General features: G+C 63.3%; 13 protein-coding genes and 1 riboswitch. Of the genes, 8 read left to right on the top strand and 5 right to left on the bottom strand.

Translation table 11 applies throughout. The features are described 5' to 3' along the window. Positions 1 to 35 precede the first annotated feature (35 nt). Entirely contained in the window at positions 36 to 3626 is a 3591-nt protein-coding gene (gene dnaE / locus PAN31117_RS22760; RefSeq protein WP_150740213.1) for a DNA polymerase III subunit alpha, read from the bottom strand. 194 nt (positions 3627 to 3820) lie between these two features. Between dnaE and PAN31117_RS22755 the strand changes: the two genes are divergently transcribed. From PAN31117_RS22755 to gluQRS, 3 genes are all read left to right on the top strand, one after another. Next, positions 3821 to 5218, top strand: coding sequence for an anthrax toxin-like adenylyl cyclase domain-containing protein (locus PAN31117_RS22755; protein ID WP_150740212.1), 1398 nt, complete (start codon positions 3821 to 3823; stop codon positions 5216 to 5218). 115 nt (positions 5219 to 5333) lie between these two features. Continuing rightward, positions 5334 to 6227: a sulfurtransferase gene (locus PAN31117_RS22750; protein WP_150740211.1), complete on the top strand. Its 894-nt coding sequence runs from the start codon at positions 5334 to 5336 to the stop codon at positions 6225 to 6227. 53 nt (positions 6228 to 6280) lie between these two features. Continuing rightward, a complete protein-coding gene (gluQRS, locus tag PAN31117_RS22745; RefSeq protein WP_150740280.1) occupies positions 6281 to 7195 on the top strand; it encodes a tRNA glutamyl-Q(34) synthetase GluQRS in 915 nt (304 codons plus the stop codon). Between the two features lie 130 nt (positions 7196 to 7325). On the opposite strand, the gene PAN31117_RS22740 is transcribed toward gluQRS, so the two are convergent. After that, positions 7326 to 8834, bottom strand: coding sequence for a DEAD/DEAH box helicase (locus tag PAN31117_RS22740; protein ID WP_150740210.1), 1509 nt, complete (start codon positions 8832 to 8834; stop codon positions 7326 to 7328). 307 nt (positions 8835 to 9141) lie between these two features. Further along, positions 9142 to 10209, bottom strand: a complete 1068-nt coding sequence (locus tag PAN31117_RS22735; RefSeq protein WP_150740209.1) for a bile acid:sodium symporter family protein — start codon at positions 10207 to 10209, stop codon at positions 9142 to 9144. Positions 10210 to 10454: 245 nt separating this feature from the next. On the opposite strand from PAN31117_RS22735, the gene PAN31117_RS22730 reads away from it, so the two are divergent. The 3 genes from PAN31117_RS22730 (at position 10455) to wrbA (ending at position 12688) form a co-directional block, all read left to right on the top strand. Further along, positions 10455 to 11405: a LysR family transcriptional regulator gene (locus PAN31117_RS22730; RefSeq protein WP_150740208.1), complete on the top strand. Its 951-nt coding sequence runs from the start codon at positions 10455 to 10457 to the stop codon at positions 11403 to 11405. Between the two features lie 243 nt (positions 11406 to 11648). Beyond that, on the top strand, positions 11649 to 11942 hold the full coding sequence (locus PAN31117_RS22725; RefSeq protein ID WP_150740207.1) for a hypothetical protein: 294 nt from the start codon (positions 11649 to 11651) through the stop codon (positions 11940 to 11942). Positions 11943 to 12055: 113 nt separating this feature from the next. Further along, on the top strand, positions 12056 to 12688 hold the full coding sequence (gene wrbA / locus PAN31117_RS22720; RefSeq protein ID WP_039400726.1) for an NAD(P)H:quinone oxidoreductase: 633 nt from the start codon (positions 12056 to 12058) through the stop codon (positions 12686 to 12688). 72 nt (positions 12689 to 12760) lie between these two features. Here the strand turns inward: wrbA and blaOXA are convergent, their stop codons facing one another. Further along, on the bottom strand, positions 12761 to 13639 hold the full coding sequence (gene blaOXA / locus PAN31117_RS22715) for an OXA-62 family carbapenem-hydrolyzing class D beta-lactamase (protein ID WP_150740206.1): 879 nt from the start codon (positions 13637 to 13639) through the stop codon (positions 12761 to 12763). Positions 13640 to 13941: 302 nt separating this feature from the next. On the opposite strand from blaOXA, the gene PAN31117_RS22710 reads away from it, so the two are divergent. Both PAN31117_RS22710 and thiC read left to right on the top strand, forming a co-directional pair. Next, positions 13942 to 15597 carry a hypothetical protein gene (locus tag PAN31117_RS22710; protein ID WP_150740205.1) on the top strand — a complete coding sequence of 552 codons (1656 nt, stop codon included), beginning with the start codon at positions 13942 to 13944 and terminating at the stop codon, positions 15595 to 15597. 99 nt (positions 15598 to 15696) lie between these two features. Continuing rightward, a riboswitch (TPP riboswitch) is annotated at positions 15697 to 15795 on the top strand. Between the two features lie 73 nt (positions 15796 to 15868). After that, complete coding sequence (thiC, locus tag PAN31117_RS22705) at positions 15869 to 17785, top strand: phosphomethylpyrimidine synthase ThiC (RefSeq protein ID WP_150740204.1); 1917 nt, start codon at positions 15869 to 15871, stop codon at positions 17783 to 17785. A gap of 184 nt (positions 17786 to 17969) precedes the next feature. Here thiC and PAN31117_RS22700 read toward each other — a convergent pair whose 3' ends face one another. Then, complete coding sequence (locus tag PAN31117_RS22700; RefSeq protein ID WP_150740203.1) at positions 17970 to 19085, bottom strand: hypothetical protein; 1116 nt, start codon at positions 19083 to 19085, stop codon at positions 17970 to 17972. Positions 19086 to 19281: the final 196 nt, after the last annotated feature.

Below are 19281 nucleotides of genomic sequence, written 5' to 3'. Positions count from 1 at the left end.
CAGCCGACCCGCGCTGCCTTGCCCGCACCGATGCATCAATAGACGACTTGTACCGACTCGGTGGTGAGCCACTGACGAAGCTCGCCCAGCAACTCGTCGCCAGGCTGCACCTTCCAGTCATCGCCGAGACGCGACTCGCACTCGGCATCCGCGCGGCGATAGACGATATGCACCGGCAGACCGTTTTGCTTATCCGCGTCGCCATCACCGTTGCCGTTGCGTCGGCCGAAGCCTCCGCCACCTCCGCCACCGCCATTAAACCCGCCGCCACCATTGAAGCCGCCACCACCGCCCGCGCCGGCCGTCGCGGCCACGCGGTACATCGTGCAGTGAGGTTGCAACGTGGCGCGAAGACGCGTCCAGTCGGCGTTGCCATTGAACGACAGCTTGAGCGCCCGGGCAAAGCGTGCACGCGCGCGGCCGAGGTCCATCAGGCTTTCGACAGTGAAACGCAGACCGCCCGTAAAGCTGTCCGGTCGCGCATTGCCGTGCACGATCAGCAGTTCGTCTTCCTTGAACAGGTGCTTGTTCGCTTCGAATTGCTCGTTGAAGATCGTGACTTCGAGCGTGGCCGTACCGTCGTCGAGCTGGACGATCAACATCTTGCCGCGCTGCGTCATCATGGTGCGCATGCTGGAGATCACGCCAGCGACAAGACGATCGCGCCCTTCGGACAGATCGCGAATACGCGTGCGCACGAAGCGTCGCACTTCGTCCGAATACGAATCGAACATGTGCCCCGACAGGTAGAAGCCGAGCGCCTGCTTCTCTTCCTGCAATTTGCGCTTGTCGGTCCATGCCGGTTCGTCGGCCAGTTCCAGCGGTGCTTGCAGGCTTTCGTCGCCCAGATCGAACAAGCTGACCTGATTGGCGGCCGCGCTGGCCTGTTCGGCCGCTTCCATCGCCATTGGCACCGACGCCATCAACTGCGCCCGGTTGTCGTGGATCGAATCGAACGCACCCGCGCGAATCAGCGCTTCAATCGTGCGGCGGTTCACCACGCGACGGTCGATCCGCGCGCAGAAGTCGAACAGGTCTGTGAACGGCTTGCCCTCACGGGCGCGCAGAATTTCCTCGATGGCCGACTGACCGCTGCCCTTGATGGCACCCAAACCGTAACGCACGGTCTTCGAGTCCGCCGGCTCAAACCGATAGGCCGAGACGTTGACGTCCGGTGGCAGCACGCCAAGTCCGTTGGCCGGGGCGAGGCAATCTTCGTAGAGAATCTTGACCTTGTCCGTGTCGTCCATGGCCAAGCTCATGTTGGCGGCCATGAATTCGGCGGGATGGTGGGCCTTCAGCCACGCGGTGTAGTAGGCCAGCAGCGCATACGCGGCAGCGTGCGACTTGTTGAAGCCGTAGCCCGCGAACTTCTCCATCAAGTCGAAGATTTCGTCCGACTTTTCGCGCGTCAGGCCATTCTCGGCGGCACCCTTGGCGAAAATCTCGCGGTGCTCGGCCATTTCCTCGGCCTTCTTCTTACCCATCGCGCGGCGCAGCAAATCTGCGCCACCGAGCGAGTATCCGCCGATGATCTGCGCCATCTGCATCACCTGCTCCTGGTAGACCATGATGCCGTAGGTCTCCTGAAGCACCGGCTCCACGCGCGGATCCGGATACTCCGTCTTCTCGCGGCCGTGCTTACGCGCGCAGAAGCTCGGAATCAGATCCATCGGGCCCGGACGATACAACGCCACCAGCGCAATGATGTCCTCGAAGCGGTCAGGCTGGGCGTCCTTCAACATGCCCTGCATGCCGCGACTTTCCAGCTGGAACACGGCAACCGTGTTGGCCTTCTTGAGAATGCTGAACGCGGCCGGATCTGTGAGCGAGACCTGATCGAGCGACCAGTCCGCCATCTCCGGATGCAAGCGTTTGATGTAACGCTCGGCCCAGTTCAGGATCGTGAGCGTGGTCAGGCCCAAGAAGTCGAACTTCACCAGACCGACGGCTTCCACGTCGTCCTTGTCGTACTGACTCACCACACCGCTGGCGTCTTCGCCGCTGCCCTGCGTGTAAAGCGGGCAGAAATCGGTAAGCTTGCCCGGGGCGATCAGCACACCGCCCGCGTGCATGCCGACGTTACGCGTGAGCCCTTCCACCCGCTGCGCCAGTTCGATCAGCTGCTTGACTTCGTCTTCCGTCTGGAAGCGCTCGGCGAGTTGCGGTTCTTCCTTGAGCGCGTCGTCGATGGTGACGTGCTTGCCCGGCTTGAACGGGATCAGCTTCGAGATACCGTCGACGAAGTTGTAGCCGAGATCGAGCACACGGCCCACGTCCCGCACCGCCGCCTTGGCGGCCATCGAGCCGAAGGTGGCGATCTGCGAGACGGCGTCCGCGCCGTACTTTTCCTTCACGTACTGAATGACACGGTCGCGGCCGTCCTGACAGAAGTCGATGTCGAAGTCGGGCATCGACACACGTTCCGGGTTCAGGAAGCGCTCGAACAGCAGGTTGTACTTGAGCGGGTCGAGGTCGGTAATGCCCAGCGCATAGGCGACGAGCGATCCGGCGCCAGAACCCCGGCCCGGGCCCACCGGCACCCCGTTGTTCTTCGCCCACTGGATGAAGTCGGCCACGATGAGGAAGTAGCCCGGGAAGCCCATCTTGATGATGGTGCCGGTCTCGAAATCGAGCCGCTTGTAATACTCGGGACGCTGCTTGTCGCGCTCGGCTTCGTCCGGGAACAACTGCGCGAGACGCGTCTCCAGCCCTTCCTTGGACAACTGGACAAGATAGTCGTCGAGCGACATGCCGTCCGGCGTAGGGAACAGCGGCAGCTTCGGCTTGCCGAGTTCGAGCGTCAGGTTGCAGCGCTTGGCGATTTCGACGGTGTTGGCCAGCGCGGACGGCACGTCCTCGAACGCAGCCAGCATGTCGTCCTGCGTGCGGAAACTCTGGTCCTGCGTGAAACGGCGCACCCGGCGGGCGTTGCCCAGCATCTCGCCTTCCGAAATACACACGCGCGCCTCGTGCGCGGTGAAATCGTCGGACGTCATGAACTGGATCGGATGCGTGGCGACGACCGGCAGCCCGGCCTTCGCAGCCAACTGCACCGCCTGCTGCACGTACGTCTCCATGCCCGGCTGGCCGGTGCGTTGCAGTTCGATGTAGAACGCGCCCGGGAAAACGCTCTCCCAGTGTTTCGCGCATTGCAACGCCAGATCGGGGTTGCCTGCGGCCAACGCTGCGCCTACGTCGCCCATCTGCGCGCCGGAGAGCGCCAGCAGGCCACGGGCGAGACCGTCGGGCTGAAGCCACGACGGCTCGATCTCCGCGCGTCCCCGGTACTGGTTGCCGAGCCAGGCCTTGGACAGCAACTGACACAGGTTCAGATAGCCTTCCCGGTCGCGCGCGAGCAGCAGCAGGCGCGAGGGCTTGTCGCGGTCGGCCGGATTCGTGATCCAGGCGTCGCAGCCGATGATCGGCTTGACGCCCTTGCCACGGGCTTCCTTGTAGAAACGGATGGCTCCAAACATGTTCGCGAGGTCGGTGAGCGCGAGCGCTCCCTGACCATCCTTGGCGGCGGCCTTGACGACGTCGTCGAGCCGCACGATGCCATCGGCGATCGAGTATTCGGAGTGGAGACGGAGGTGAACGAAGCGAGGTTCTGACATGGGCCGTATTGTAACGCGGCGCCCCTAGATTGATCGTCTTCGGAGAATCGATGGCGAACGGGATTCGTGCCGAATTCGAATAGGTCCTCGGTGGAACGCGAGCAAATACGGCAATCCCGGCCGTGACGCGGCCATCTAGAGTGAGAACGAAATGTGCGACGTCCCTCGTCGCATTCTTAAACCGGATCTCCGCACGGCTTCGCATGCAAATCTCGCGCTTCGGGACGCCCACGCCTCTCACGTTGCCCAGCACGACGTCATCCACAAACGCTTCGGCAACAAGGTCGTCGCGCTCGACTTCCTCCGCATCATCCTCTTCCTCCTCGTACCCTTCACCCTCCGGCGCTCCGCCGGACGCCTCAACCTGTTCTGTCACCGAAACGCCCGTCGACCAAGGCGAATCGGGCTACGAGAGTAACGACGGCAATACACCCGACCCGTCTGGCAGCAGCACGCCTCTCGAAGCGGAACCGGACCCCGACGCCTGGCGCATCGGTCACTCCACGGTCGATGGCTTGCGACGCGCGCTGCTCAGTGCGCGCAATATGGAGACCGATGTCGTTGACCGGACCGCTCCCACCACGGGCACCAATGAGGCCTGCACCCACCTTCGGCCCGGTGCGTCGACGTTGCTCTTTGCCGAGTCGATCCAGCGCGTTGCCAACCGCTACAACGTCGTCATCGGCCTGCGCAGACCCGGCGCGCACGGGCAGTCGTTGCTTCGCGAGGGCTTTCCTTCCAAGAATTTCCACGTCAAAGCGAAGTCGAGCGGGAGTGGGCCAACCGCCGGATTCGTACCTATCGAGCCGAAGTATTCGAAGGTGGGCGTCGCGCAATGGGACAAACAAGCCCGCGCCGTTGCCAGTTCGCTGCAAGCCGGGGCCCGTGCGGTCGATTTACGACTCACATCGGCGCGCGTCGCGGAACTCATCGAACTCGGCGCGATGACCCACGTGAGCGACACAACCTACCGGGCACGTTATCCTGCTGGCGAAATGAACTTCTCACTGCGCCGGTCCACGCAAAACTCGCTCAGCGTATTCGATGATGCCGGGCGTCCCATCACTGTCATGACAAACCCACCGGAGCTACCGGGAGGATTCGCCAGAGACAAGGCGCTCAAGGCGAGCGCGCTACCGATTACTGCCGACTACGACCTGTTCTGCATCTTCTCCCGCTGGCAACGCGACATCGACCTGCCCCCCATGCCCGTGCAGCCACGCATCCTCGTCGGCCCGAAAAACCCGGCAAGCCATCGCACATTCCAATACCTGCGGTCCATCAGCGAGGGGGCGGGCGAGCCGGAAGACCCGAATATGGGCAACATTCCGCTCTTTCACCGCACCATCGTCGATGCGCTTAACACTGCTGTCGCTAGCGACGGCTACACTGGCGGCAAACTCTTCTGGCACAACCCCGAGAACGGCAATCCGTTTTCCCCCGGCTTTTCCAGCTCAGACGCCCCGCTTTTCTTCGTGCCCGGGGCCGAGCCGTTGAGCGCATCGAGCCTCGACGGCCTGCGCCACGTGATGGACACGCTCCAATCCATGGGCTACGCGGCCAAGCTCAGCCCGCGTCTGCTTGTCGAAGCACGCACTTGAGGCTTACCGCACTGGCCCCGAATTGACCCGCTTTGTCCTGAATCAAGCGCGAACTTGCACCGAATCGGCGATAATGGCGGTTTATTGCTTCACGCTTTTGCGGAATTTCGTTGCCATGTCTATCGTCAACATCGCTGCGTACAAGTTCGTCACGCTCGACGACATCGCGACCCTGCGCCCGGCCCTGCTCGAGCGCTGCAATGCGCTCGACCTGAGAGGCACCATCCTGCTCGCCCCGGAAGGCATCAACCTGTTCCTCGCCGGTTCGCGCGAGTCGATCGATGCCTTCCTCGCGGGCCTGCGCGCCGACGCCCGGTTTGCCGATCTGGAAGTCAAGGAAAGTCTCTCGGACGATCAACCCTTCCGCCGGATGCTGGTGCGCCAGAAGAAAGAAATCATCACCATGAAGATGCCGGTCATCAAACCGGCTGACGGACGTGCACCGGGCGTCGATCCCGCCACGCTCAAGCGCTGGCTCGACGCCGGACAGGACGACGAAGGCCGTCCGGTGGTGATGCTCGACACGCGCAACGACTTCGAAGTGGACGTGGGCACGTTCGACAACGCCGTCGACTACCGTCTCACGAAATTCTCGGAATTCCCTGACGTTATCGCCGCACATCGCGCAGACTTCGAGGGCAAGACCATCGTGTCGTTCTGCACCGGCGGTATCCGCTGCGAGAAGGCCGCCATCTACATGCGCGACATCGGGCTTGAGCACACCTATCAGCTCGACGGCGGCATTCTCAAGTACTTCGAGGACGTGGGCGGCGCGCATTATCAAGGCGACTGCTTCGTGTTCGACTACCGCACCGCACTCACGCCAGACCTCGCACCGTCGACGACCAAGCAGTGCTTCGCCTGCCGCGCCGTGGTGACGGCCGATGACCAGCGCAGCCCCGATTACATCGAAGGCAAGCGGTGCCCGGCATGCGTGGGGAACAAGGCAGGTGCCACCGCCGCCGATGCCGCTGATACCGCTGCGGCTGTCACGGCAACGTCGGCCTGAGACTCCGGGTGGCACAGGCTTCGGCGCACGACGCCCCCGTACCCGCCGATAACCTGACGCCATCGGCCCGTGCAAGCGTCAGCGGCTACCGCGGTCGCTTCGCCCCATCCCCGACCGGGCCGCTGCATCGCGGCTCACTCGTCACGGCGCTGGCCAGTTGGCTGGACGCCCGCGCGCACGGCGGCGTCTGGATCGTCCGCATGGAAGATCTCGACGAACCGCGCAGCGTACCCGGTGCGGCTGCCGACATTCTCGACACGCTGACGCGTCTCGGCCTGCATTCGGACGAACCGATCGTCTGGCAAAGCCGTCGTCATGCGCTTTACGAGCAGGCGCTCGCGGCCCTGACCGCACGCGGAGTCGTCTATCCCTGCGGATGTACCCGTCGCGAAATCGCGGACTCGCTCACGCGCGTGCATGCGCGTCACAGCACACTGGCCTACCCGGGCACCTGCCGCGATGGTCTGCATGGCAAGACGGCCCGCGCATGGCGTCTTCGGGTGCCGGATGGCGACGCCGCCCGCATGCATTTCGAAGACCGTTGGATGGGATCGCAGACGCAGGACCTGGCGACGGAAGTCGGGGATTTCGTGCTCAAGCGTGCCGACGGACAGTGGGCCTACCAGTTGGCGGTCGTCGTCGACGATCAGTTGCAAGGCATCACGGACATCGTGCGCGGGGCCGACCTGCTTGACTCGACCGCACGTCAGATCTACCTGCAAGCCTGCCTCGGCGCACCGACGCCTCGCTATCTGCACGTGCCGCTCGTCATGGCCGAGGACGGTGAGAAGCTGAGCAAGCAGAACGGTGCCGCGCCGCTGTCGCTCGACACTCCCGACGCGGTACTCGCATCCCTCAAAGAGGCGGCCTCACACCTCGGACTGCCCGCGGCACTCGCCGACATCTCCCATCGCGATGACTTCTACGCGGCGGCCACGCTCGCGTGGCAGGCGCAACACGCACGCTGACTTCGTCGGCTGATGTCCTGCCCCGTCCGGAGATAGCCGCCCAATGAAAAAAGCCAGCGTGCGTACGCTGGCTTTTTTTATGACGACTGCGTGGTGCCTGAGACTACCGCACCCGGCGCTCGCGCTTTGCTTAGCGGTCCTGCGCCTTGCGCGGGAAGCCCGCGAGCAGCGCGGCGACCTGACGCTTGGGGGCTTTTTCCGACGGCGCACCGAAGGTCGTCGGTGCAGCAGCGTCAATCGATGCGCGATGGTCGCGCTGCGACTCACCGGCCGACGGCGACGGCTCGTACGGCTTGTAGAAGAATTCATCTTCCGGACGCACGCGACGCGGCGTGCTGCCGCCGCTACGGCCAGCGCGCAGGCCGTCATGACGGCTATGACGCTCTGCGCGATCACTGCGATCACCACGTTCCGCACGCTCACCGCGGTCGCTGCGCTCATATCGATCGCCACGCTCGTCGCGCGAGCGGCTGCGGCGCTCCAGCACCAGCTCGCCACGCTTGAGTTCGCGCTTGATCAGCTTCTCGATTTCCACGAGTTGCTTGCGCTCGTCCGGTGCGCACAGCGAGATTGCCTCGCCCGATGCCCCGGCGCGACCCGTACGGCCAATGCGGTGCACGTAATCTTCCGGGTTGTACGGCAGATCGTAGTTGATCACGCCGGGCAGATCGGAGATGTCCAGACCGCGCGCGGCGACGTCGGTCGCCACCAGCGCGCGGATACCGCCCTGCTTGAAGGCCTCGAGCGCCTGCATGCGCTCGTTCTGCGACTTGTCGCCGTGAATGGCGGCTGTCACGATGCCATCGCGCTCAAGCTGACGCGCCAGACGGCTCGCGCCAATCTTGCTGTTCACGAACACGATGACCTGCTTCAGGTCGCGTTCGTTGAGAATTTGCACCACGGCCGCGCGCTTGTCGTCTTCATCCACCTCGTAGACAACTTGCTCGACCTTATCGGCCGTCGCATTGCGACGCGCCACTTCGATCGTGACCGGGTTCGTGAGGTAGCTTGAGGCGAGCCGCTTGATGTCGTTCGAGAACGTGGCCGAGAAGAGCAGGGTCTGGCGCTGCTTCGGCAGCAAATTCAGAATGCGCTGAAGATCCGGCAGGAAGCCCATGTCGAGCATGCGGTCGGCTTCGTCGAGCACCAGCATCTTCACCTGGCTCAGGTTCACCGTTTTCTGCTCGACGTGGTCAAGCAAACGGCCTGGCGTGGCGATGAGAATTTCGACGCCGCGGCGCAGCGCGTCCTTCTGCGGATTCATGTCGACGCCGCCGAACACCACGGTGTTGCGCAATGCCGTGTGACAGGCATACAAACGCACGTTGTCGGCCACCTGATCGGCGAGTTCGCGCGTCGGCGTGAGGATCAGCGCACGCACCGGGTGACGGGCGGGCGATGCACTCGTATTGGCATCGGGCAGCAGACGCTGGATGATCGGCAGCGAGAAGCTGGCGGTCTTGCCGGTCCCCGTTTGTGCGGCACCCATGACGTCGCGACCGGACAGCACCACCGGAATGGCCTGCGCCTGAATCGGAGTCGGTTGGGTGTAGCCCTGCTCGGCGATGGCCCGCAAGATGTCCGCATGCAGCCCAAAGCTATCGAAGCCGGGGGTCGGAACAGCATTTACATCAGCCATGATGAAGGGACATCTCTTTTAAAAAAACGGGGGCCGCCACGCGGAAGGGTTTCCGCATCAAAGCTCACTCGCGAAGATTCAAGGGGCGCTGCGCGCCATGCTCAAGGCTGGCGCGAGAGGGGTCTGTCATGTAACAGATGCGTCGGGCGCCGCCGGACCGGGGTGGTCGTCAAGAAGCGAAACAGACGCAATTCTAGCACTTGCGCACGACCAACGTGTGACAACGGCCCTTGCCGGGCCGTGTCTATCGGATAACGAGTGGGGTTACGCGCTGGCGAATGCGTCGGAGAACGGGCGCTTCGGGCGCTCAGCGACCCGCCCCTGCGTTGGCGCTGCCGCTCTCCGGCTTGCCAGGCTTGGCGCCGGACGCGGCTTTGCCCGCACCGGCTTTCGCCGCCTGGGCAGCCCGCTGACGATTGGCGTAACGTGTCGCCAGCACGGCGCACACCATCAGTTGCATCTGGTGGAACAACATGAGCGGCAGGACAATCGCGCCGAGCGGGCCGGTCGCAAACAGCACCTTGGCCATCGGAATGCCGCTCGCCAGACTCTTCTTCGAGCCGCAGAAGACGATAGTGATTTCATCTTCGCGCGAAAATCCGAGCCAGCGTGCCGAATACGTCGTGATCGCGAGCATGATCGCCAGAATGACCGCGCAGCAGCCCAGCAGGCCCAGTAGCGCCAGCGGGGGAATCTGATGCCACAGCCCCGTGTTCACGGCTTCGCTGAACGCGGTATAGACAACCAGCAGAATCGAGCCCTGATCCACGATCTTGAGCAACCCGCGGTTGCGCTCCACCCACTTACCGATGGCCTTGCGCGACAACTGACCGGCAATGAACGGCACGAGCAGTTGCAACATGATGTTGCCGATGGAGTCGAACGGCGACGCGCCGCTGTTGCCATCGTGATGGATCACGATGAGGCCGACCAGCAGCGGCGTAATGAAGATGCCGAACAAGCTGGACGCAGATGCGCTGCACACCGCGGCGGGCACGTTACCGCGCGCCATCGACGTGAAGGCAATGGCCGACTGGACCGTCGCGGGCAGCGTGCACAGGAAGAGGATGCCCAGATACAACTCCGGGGTCACCATCCATGACAGCACGGGCTTGAGCGCCACGCCGACGATCGGAAAAATGGCGAACGTGCTGGCGAACACCAGCAGATGCAAACGCCAGTGGGTCGCGCCGGCGAGCACGGCTTCGCGCGACAGCTTCGCGCCATGCAGGAAGAACAATGCGGCAATCGCCACGTTGGTCAACAGGTTGAAGGCGACTTCGCCTTCGCCGTGCGCAGGCAGGAAACTGGCCAGCGCAACGGTAGCCACCAGCATCAACGTGAAATTGTCGGGAAGGAAACGCGGTCTGGCCATCGGTGCTCTTGAATACTCTCTCGGATACGTCTGAAATGACAAAGCCCGTTCCGCCAGAACACGGGACGCGACGGCATTGAAGGGCCGTCAGCGAGGTCGACTGTCGATCCTGGAGGTCCCAGGTGTCAAAAAGTGACTCGAAAGTGACCTGAAGTGTGCGCTCGCGCTACGGGTTTTTACGTATTAGAGCGCAAGGGTAGTTAAAATACAAATTCATTTAAAAATTTTATTCATACCAAAGACGCATGAATATCTCGCTGCGCCAGCTCAAAGTGTTCCTCGCGGTGGCCGAGCACGGCAGTTTCAGCCGCGCGGGCGAGGATATCGGCCTGACTCAGCCGGCCGTGAGCCGCTGCATTCGGGAATTGGAGCAAGAACTCGGGCTCAAGTTGGTGGACCGCACCACGCGAGAGGTCACGCTGACTGAAGTGGGCGCTAGCCTCTCTGCCACCCTCGCCCGGGTGCTCGACGAACTGGAGAGCGCCCTGCGCGACACGCACGGCCTGGCGGAAGAGCGTCGCGGCCGCGTGCGCGTGGCCAGCGCGCCGACCATTTCCGCGAATCTCATGCCGGAGTGCATCTCGGCGTGTGCCGCCCGCTATCCCGACATCACCCTGATGCTGCGCGATCAGGTTCAGACGCTGGCGACGGACAGCGTGCGGCACGGCGAAGTGGATTTTGGCGTGATCGTCGCCTCGGAGGGCACGGACGATCTGGTGGGCGAGCCCATCATGGTCGAACCGTTCCTCGTTGTGTGCGACCGCTCACATCGCTTTGCGAAGCAGGCCGAGGTGACTTGGAAGGAACTCAACGGCGAGAAACTGGTGTTGCTCGACTACGCGTCCGGCAGCCGACCGCTGATCGACCGCGCACTGGCCGAACACGGGGCGTACTGTCAGGTGGCGCAGGAAGTCGGGCACGCGATCACCGTCTTCCGGATGGTCGAAGCGGGTATCGGCATCAGCATCATGCCTGCTCTGGCGTTGCCAGCAATGCCCGGTCTGGCCGCGAGCGGCCCGGAAGCGGACAGCCGTCTCGTGGCCCTGCCGCTCACACCTCAGATCGACCGCACCATCATGCTGGTGCGCCGCAAGAACCGGACACTCTCCCCCGCCGCGCAATCCGTCTGGGAATTGATCCAGCAGATCACGGCCAATACGCCGCACTCGCTGGCGTCGAGCAAGCCTCGCAAGTGACGCCCCCTGACATGATGTGAATAACCAACGGATAACAGAATTTTGTGTACCGTTGAGCGAAATTCAGTGAAAAACTACCCGACCGACATGCGGCATGGCACATCAAAGTAAGTGAGCGCCTGCTACAATACCTGTGCGTCGACTCCCCCCAAGTGCGTGACTGTGCCATCGGGCGTCTGCCCCGCCATCGTGCCTCGACGACATGCCCGCGCCCTGCGGGCATTGTGTTTCCGGTACGGCGTCATGGACTTGTTCATCAAATACTTCAGCCCGCTGTGGCTTTTCCACGCGGCAGCCGATCTGTCTTTCTGGCAGCGGCATCAACTCGACGCGCGCATGCAGATCGTGAGTCGCTTCATGTGGCGCTACGTCATGCGCTGGTGTGTCGTGAGCGCCATACTGCTCGTGCCCGCCGCCGTGATGGCGCATGGACTTGCGGCCATGGGACTCGCGCTGGCTGGCGGCGTCTCGGCGAGCGTGACGGTGCTCATGGCAGCGCTGGCACTGGGCTGCCTTATCGGCTCGCGGCTGCGCTAAGGCGGGTCGCAGCTGCGCTAAAGCGTCATCCGCGTCGACTATGATGGAACGGCTCGCCTCTCGCGGCCGACGGTCCGCGACGCGTGCATCTTTCGACCCCAAAGGAGAATTCCATGGCCAATGCCAAGATCCTGGTGGTGTTCTATAGCATGTACGGGCACATCTACAAGATGGCCGAAGCGGTCGCCGAAGGGGCGCGCAGCGTCGCCAGCGCCGACGTCACTGTGATGCAGGTCCCTGAACTCGTCCCCGACGACGTGCTGGAAAAAAGCGGCGCAAAGGCCGCACGCGCAGCCTTCGCCAGCGTGCCCGTCGCGCGCGTCGACCAGTTGCCCGAATACGACGCGATCATCTTCGGCACCCCGACGCGCTTCGGCAACATGACCGCGCAGATGCGCAACTTCCTCGATCAGACCGGCGGCCTCTGGGCCAAAGGTGCGCTTGCCGGTAAAGTCGGCAGCGTGTTTGCGAGTACCGCGACGCAGCACGGCGGGCAGGAAACGACCATCACCAGCTTCCACACCACGCTGCTCCACCACGGCATGATCATCGTCGGCGTGCCGTACACCGAGCCTGCGCTCACCAACATGAAAGAGATCACCGGCGGCTCGCCCTACGGCGCCACGACACTCGCCGCCGCCGACGGCTCACGTCAGCCGAGCGAGAACGAGTTGACGATTGCAAGGACGCAAGGCCGTCACGTCGCAGAAATCGCTGCGGCGCTCAAACACGGACGCGCCCTGTAAAACACCTCGGCGAGTCACCGGCAACGCGTGCGACGCGACGTCATTCGACGTTCGCGTCGCACGGCGCCAGACTCAGATCAACTTCAGGTTCTTCAGCACCTCACGCACGATACGCGCGCGCTTCGGGCCGTCGGCGTCACCGTTCATATCGATGTTCAGCGCGATCATCGTCAGATTACCGTCACGCTCCAGCCAACCCACCCACCAGCCGATATCCGGCTTCTTGTCGACGAACCAGCCGGTCTTGCCGTGCAGCACATAGTCGGCATTCGCTTCGACAATGGAAATCTGCCGGACGATGTCCTGCGAACGGGCCGAGAACGGCAACGTGCCGCGCGCCAGACGTTGCAGGAAGTCGACTTGCTCGCGCGCCGAGATCTGCAAACTGTCGTCCACCCAATAGGTGTCGTTCACGCGACCGATGGTCCGGTTACCGTACCCGACGGCGTCGAGCTTCGCCTGCGCATACGCGCGCGGAATCTTGTGCGAAACGACTTGGTAGCACGGGTAGCAAGACACCCGAAACGCCTCACGCAGATTCATCTCCGCATTCCACGCCTTCATCCGGCGCGGTTTTCCGTCCCACGGAATCATCTCGCGCTCGTTGTCCAGTGCGCCCGATTCCAGCGCCAGCAAACTGTTGAAGATCTTGTACGTCGACGCCGGCGACATACGCCGCTCGGCGCGCGCCGAATCGTACGCCTGATACGTCTGCGTCTTTCCGTCGAGCACAACGACCGTGCCCTTCACGTTTTCCGCCGCAAAGAACTTGCCCCAGTCGGCGCGCTCCGTCAGGTGGACAGGAGCCGCCACGGAAGGTGCGCCCGCAGCCGACGCCCGCGAGAACTCCAGCGCGTGTGCTGGCGAAGGCAGCAGACCGTGCGCGACGACCGCCGACGCCAGACGCAACACGACGGCCACGCGACGCCAGCGAGAGAGAATTCGTTTCATTTCGTTATCCTTATTTTCCAGAAGCTAGTGGGTGACATGGAGATGACACACCGAGTGTGGCAGCGACGTCGAAACGTCGTCGCTGCCGATATGAGTCGCGCTGGCCAGGCACTGCTTTTTCGAAAGCGTTTGCAGCTTAGTGCGCGTTTCGGCAGCTGCAAAGCAAAGCTACCGTAACCGACGTAACCGCCGTATCATCGGCTCGCCCCTTCCATGAATACGTGGAACGTGCGCATGCCGTTCGCGACGCAATGCGCGTCGCCGGTCCCTGCCACGCTTGCTGCCCGAGTCACTCAGTCAACATGAACGACACCACCGAGCCCACGCTCGCTCCCGCACTCGTCGTGCGACTCGACGCGCCGCAGAAAATCGACGGTCAGCCGGTGCGATACCAAAGCCTGTGGTTACTGATGCGCGTCTATTACGCCGCGCATTTCGAGGCGTCGCCGGTGACGCTTGCGTCGCTCAAGATCCGCTTCGGTCAGGCAGGCCTCGGGGGCGATCTGCGCATGCTCATCAGCCGCGCGTTTTCGGACTTTGCGCGATGGGGCGTCGCGGTCGGCTGGGGCGACGACCGGTACGCCGATGTGCGTCTGCTCCCGACGCGCGGACGTGGCAAGGGCCCTTTCTGGCTCGCCGCGCACGAGATGTCGCGCATCAAAGTCGCCATCGGCGACACAGTACCTGCCGATTCGCGCCGCGTTATCGCTGCGTTTCTCGGTTTGCCGCAGGACAGCACGCCTGATCCCCAGTCACCCGCACTCGATTACGTCATGCAGGACATTGCGTTCTGGCATCACCTGACGCTCGGCAAGCGCGATATGCAGGACGGCGTGTTCTTCGCTCCGCCGCCGCCGTCGACGCAAGGCGAAGCCAGACGCCAGCGCACAGGCGCGATCCCGTCGTTCCATGCGGCGCAGGTGTGTGCCGTGGACGACGTACAGCGTGGCATTGCGCTGCTCGCCGAGACCATCGTGTGGCGTCGCATGGGTGACGCCGCGCGCACGAAGCAGACGTTAGCCACGCTCGCGGCCACCTTCGGTGCGAGCCAGCCCGGCTCGCCGACGTTACGCGCCATGCACTGGATCGTGCAGGCATGGCAGGCCTACGCGTTGCGTGATGAGCCGGGCGCGTTCGCGCATCTGCAACGCATCAGTGACGACGCGTCGCTCGCCCCATGCCTCGTCTACAACCCGCGCATTCGCTTCGAGAGCCGCAATCTCCAGGCGTTGCTGCACAAGTCGCACGCCGCGCGCAATGGTCCGATGCCTGCCCGTGCGCAATCCGCCGCCGACGCGCTAGCCGCCTTCTCGGACGCCTTGCAAGCGGCGTTCGAGGCCGACTCCATCGAACTGGCCCAGCACGTCGCCGCCAACATCGGTCTGTCGCTCTGGCTGTTCTGGCAAGAGGCGCTGATCGATCCGGGCAGGCGGCTTGCCGCGGCCGAAGTCCAGCGTCAGGCATTGCGGTGGATCGGTTTGTCGGAGTGGATTTGCGATCGCTTCGGCGTGGGCGGGAATTCCGTCTGGAATACGGTGTTCCTGCTGCGCATTGCGCGTGGTGCCGTCCCGGTGCGACGCGATCCCGATCTGGAGACGCTGCGCGCGAGTACGCCCCTCGCGGTCGATGCATTTCTCGATGCCGTCCAGCCATTCGGCGCGCCCTTCTCGCGCGCCAAGGGCTTCCTGCGCTGGACGGATGTCGTGGCCACCACGCTCGCCGACCACGAGGAGGGACGTGTGCGCTTCGAGCCGTTGCAGCTCGCCAATCTGTGGTTCGAAATGCTCTGGTTCGCGCTGCATCAGGACGGCGACTCACCGCAGGCATTCCACGCCGCGCAATCGCTCGGTCGTGTACTGCCGATGCTGCCAGCGCCCGACCGGCGCTTTTTCCGCGACGCGCTACGCCTGATGCCGCGCGACTTTCAACGCGAGGTGCGGGTGGCGCAGGAGGGTTGAAGCGCCCGTCAACATGCGGCACCGCACCATTTTCAGTTCACGTTTTTCGGGACACATCGCGCTTGTTTTGCCCGGCGTGTCGGTGTATCGTTGCCGCAAAGCTAAGCGCAGGGGTCCTGCAACGTGAGTTGTGGGTGAGAAATACCCTTAGAACCTGATCTGGATAATGCCAGCGCAGGGAGCGTAGAAATTCCTCGCCCCCGTTCATGCTCCTGAGCCGCTTTGCGCCGAAATTGTCGGCGTCAACACGTGCCCCGCCAGGAGACATTGCATGAACGCCAATCCGAAGTTCCTCTCAGCCAACGCGCGCGTGGACGAAGCTGCGATCGCACCGCTGCCCAATTCCCGCAAGATCTACGTCGAAGGCTCGCGCCCGGACATTCAGGTCCCGATGCGCGAAATCTCGCAAGCCGACACGCCGACGAGCTTCGGCGGCGAGAAGAATCCGCCGATCTACGTCTACGACTGCTCGGGCCCGTACACCGACCCGAACGCCACCATCGACATCCGCTCCGGCCTGCCCGCGCTGCGCGCGAAGTGGATCGAAGAGCGCGGCGACACCGAAGCCCTGCCGGGCCTGTCCTCGGCTTATGGCCGTGAGCGCGCCGACGACAGCGCGACCGCCGATCTGCGGTTCCCGGGCCTGCATCGCACGCCGCGCCGCGCCAAGGCCGGCAAGAACGTAACGCAGATGCACTACGCGCGTCAGGGCATCATCACGCCCGAAATGGAATACATCGCGATTCGTGAAAACCTGCGCCGTCAGGAATACATCGAAAGCGTGCGCGCCGCCGGCCCGCAGGGCGAGCGTCTCGCGAAGCTGCTCACGCGTCAGCACCCGGGTCAGCATTTCGGCGCCAGCATTCCCGCCGAAATCACGCCGGAATTCGTGCGCGAAGAGATTGCACGCGGCCGCGCCATCATCCCGAACAACATCAACCACCCGGAATCCGAGCCGATGATCATCGGCCGTAACTTCCTCGTGAAGATCAACGCGAACATCGGCAACTCGGCCGTGACGTCGTCGATCGGCGAAGAAGTGGACAAGATGACGTGGGCGATCCGCTGGGGCGGCGACACGGTCATGGATCTGTCGACCGGCAAGCACATTCACGAAACGCGCGAATGGATTTTGCGTAACAGCCCGGTGCCGATCGGCACGGTGCCGATCTATCAGGCGCTCGAAAAGGTCAACGGCAAGGCGGAAGATCTGACGTGGGAAATGTTCCGCGACACGCTCATCGAGCAGGCCGAGCAAGGCGTCGACTACTTCACGATCCACGCCGGCGTGCGTCTCGCGTATGTGCCGATGACGGCCAACCGCATGACGGGTATCGTCAGCCGCGGCGGCTCGATCATGGCCAAGTGGTGCCTCGCGCACCACAAGGAAAGCTTCCTGTACACGCACTTCGAAGAGATCTGCGAAATCATGAAGGCCTATGACGTCGCGTTCTCGCTGGGCGACGGCCTGCGCCCCGGCTCGATCTACGACGCCAACGACGAAGCGCAACTCTCCGAACTCAAGACGCTGGGCGAACTCACGCAAATCGCGTGGAAGCACGACGTGCAGGTCATGATCGAAGGTCCGGGCCACGTGCCGATGCAGCTCATCAAGGAGAACATGGATCTCCAACTTGAGTACTGCGACGAAGCCCCGTTCTACACGCTCGGACCGCTGACCACGGACATCGCCCCGGGTTACGACCACATCACTTCGGGCATCGGCGCGGCCACCATCGGCTGGTACGGCACCGCCATGCTGTGCTACGTCACGCCGAAGGAACACCTTGGCTTGCCGAACAAGGACGACGTGAAAGAAGGCATCATCACGTACAAGCTCGCTGCCCACGCGGCCGACCTCGCCAAGGGTCACCCGGGCTCGCAGATTCGTGACAATGCGCTGTCGAAGGCACGCTTCGAATTCCGTTGGGAAGACCAGTTCAACCTCGGTCTCGATCCGGACAAGGCGCGTGAATTCCACGACGAGACGCTGCCGAAGGATTCGGCCAAGGTTGCTCACTTCTGCTCGATGTGTGGACCGCATTTCTGCTCGATGAAGATCACGCAGGACGTGCGCGATTACGCCGCCAAGCAAGGGCTCACCGACGAAGCCGCCCTCAAGCAAGGGATGGAGGTCAAGGCGGTCGAGTTCGTGAAGAGCGGTGCCGAAATCTATCGTCGCACCTGATTAACGCGAGAGGAACGCGTGCGCGGCGGCAGGCATCAACGCCGCTGCAGTGTGCGGCAAACCATCGCGTAGGGAACGAAACGCGCCCGGGTAAAACCGGGCGCTTTTTTTTGTTGCGATGGCGTTGTCGGCTTCTGTTGCCTAAGTCAGGCGGACGACGTGGCGGACAGGTTTGACACCGTCGTTATACGACGGAAGGAGACTCTCTGGTCACGGCGGCCGGCGCCGTGGGCACGCCACGCTGCGTCAGATAGTTACGCAACCGCTCTGTGGCGATGTGCTTGGCGACCGAAGACATCGACGTTGCGAGCGCCGTGAACGCCTCCGTGTTGGTCGCGGGCATAGCTGCGGCATCCATCACTTCGGTGTGACGCATCTCCCAGTGGCGCTCGCCCAGTTGTTCGACGCCGAGCGCGAGCTTCGCCCACTCGTCCGTCCCCAACCCGATGGACGCGGGCAGATCGCTGCGCACAATCGCCTGATGCATCGGCAGACCGGCGGCAAACCCCACCCGAAGCATCCACTCAGTGCTTTCGCTCGCAGGCATGGGACGTGTGCCGGATTGCAGGTGCGCATTCAGCTTGCCGATGAATTTGTCCGGCGTCTCGCGCACAAGACATGCTGTCGACCACTCCTTCTTGCCTGCCAGTGCGGGCTTGCCGGTCCATCGACGCGCCGTGTCCGCCACCGTCTTTGTTACGTCGGCACGGGTCGGCTCGAATGGCGCCGTACCGTTGCGACCATCCGTGCCGAGCAACGAACCGTTGACGATGTCGCGACAGACTTGCGCGCGTTCGCTGCGTCCGTCCGGCATGACAACCGGGTGGTTACGCCCGTCCAGCGAGGCAACCCGGGTACTGACCTGATACGCACTGGCACAGACGTGCAGCGTTGCCAGCGCCGCAGGCGGGAGGACCGGTTGTGCGACACGCGGGGCAAGAAAGGACGCCAACGATTCACCGGTCATGGGTGCCACAAGGACATCAACACTGTCGACGTCCTCGAGCCCGACCGTGAGTGCGCCGACGGATGCTTCACCGGACCGATTCTCTTGCGACGAAACGCTCGCGAAATCGGCTTTGAACCGAAGACGATCCGTGTCGCGATTAGTGTGACTCGACGATTGCGTCACTGTGGTCCCGGTCCGGGAAGACGCCGAGGGATCGCTTCGCACGTTTGCGATGCGCGTGAGCGGCATATCTACGACATTGTTGAGCCCGGAGGGATGAAGCGTGACGGGCACCGGGGCAAGGCTGCCCATGGCGGGGGCGTGATTCGCGAACTGCATACCGAAAGTCATCGATAAGTCCTCAAATAGGGGAAAGGGAGAAGCGTGGTGTGCACCACGGTCTCAACGTCGCCTGCGCCGGGCCCCGCAGACACCGATAGGGCTCGGATGTCGCCGGGAGGCGTCGTCAGGACGGCGTCCACGATGCCCGAACGGTCGCTCGGGAATTTTCGGTTCTGCACTCGGACTCTCGCAGCTCGTGCAAGCG

Source organism: Pandoraea anapnoica (assembly GCF_902459765.1).
GTDB lineage: Bacteria > Pseudomonadota > Gammaproteobacteria > Burkholderiales > Burkholderiaceae > Pandoraea > Pandoraea anapnoica.
The sequence above is the reverse complement of the archived record's forward strand: the minus strand, read 5'-3'. Positions and strand labels throughout refer to the sequence as shown.

Coding starts and splice junctions, on each gene's coding strand:
- PAN31117_RS22700 (WP_150740203.1), bottom strand. CDS start 19,085: ATGACTTTCGGTATGCAGTTCGCGAATCACGCCCCCGCCATGGGCAGC.
- thiC (WP_150740204.1), top strand. CDS start 15,869: ATGAACGCCAATCCGAAGTTCCTCTCAGCCAACGCGCGCGTGGACGAA.
- PAN31117_RS22755 (WP_150740212.1), top strand. CDS start 3,821: ATGCAAATCTCGCGCTTCGGGACGCCCACGCCTCTCACGTTGCCCAGC.
- blaOXA (WP_150740206.1), bottom strand. CDS start 13,639: ATGAAACGAATTCTCTCTCGCTGGCGTCGCGTGGCCGTCGTGTTGCGT.
- PAN31117_RS22750 (WP_150740211.1), top strand. CDS start 5,334: ATGTCTATCGTCAACATCGCTGCGTACAAGTTCGTCACGCTCGACGAC.
- wrbA (WP_039400726.1), top strand. CDS start 12,056: ATGGCCAATGCCAAGATCCTGGTGGTGTTCTATAGCATGTACGGGCAC.
- PAN31117_RS22725 (WP_150740207.1), top strand. CDS start 11,649: ATGGACTTGTTCATCAAATACTTCAGCCCGCTGTGGCTTTTCCACGCG.
- PAN31117_RS22735 (WP_150740209.1), bottom strand. CDS start 10,209: ATGGCCAGACCGCGTTTCCTTCCCGACAATTTCACGTTGATGCTGGTG.
- PAN31117_RS22740 (WP_150740210.1), bottom strand. CDS start 8,834: ATGGCTGATGTAAATGCTGTTCCGACCCCCGGCTTCGATAGCTTTGGG.
- PAN31117_RS22710 (WP_150740205.1), top strand. CDS start 13,942: ATGAACGACACCACCGAGCCCACGCTCGCTCCCGCACTCGTCGTGCGA.
- PAN31117_RS22730 (WP_150740208.1), top strand. CDS start 10,455: ATGAATATCTCGCTGCGCCAGCTCAAAGTGTTCCTCGCGGTGGCCGAG.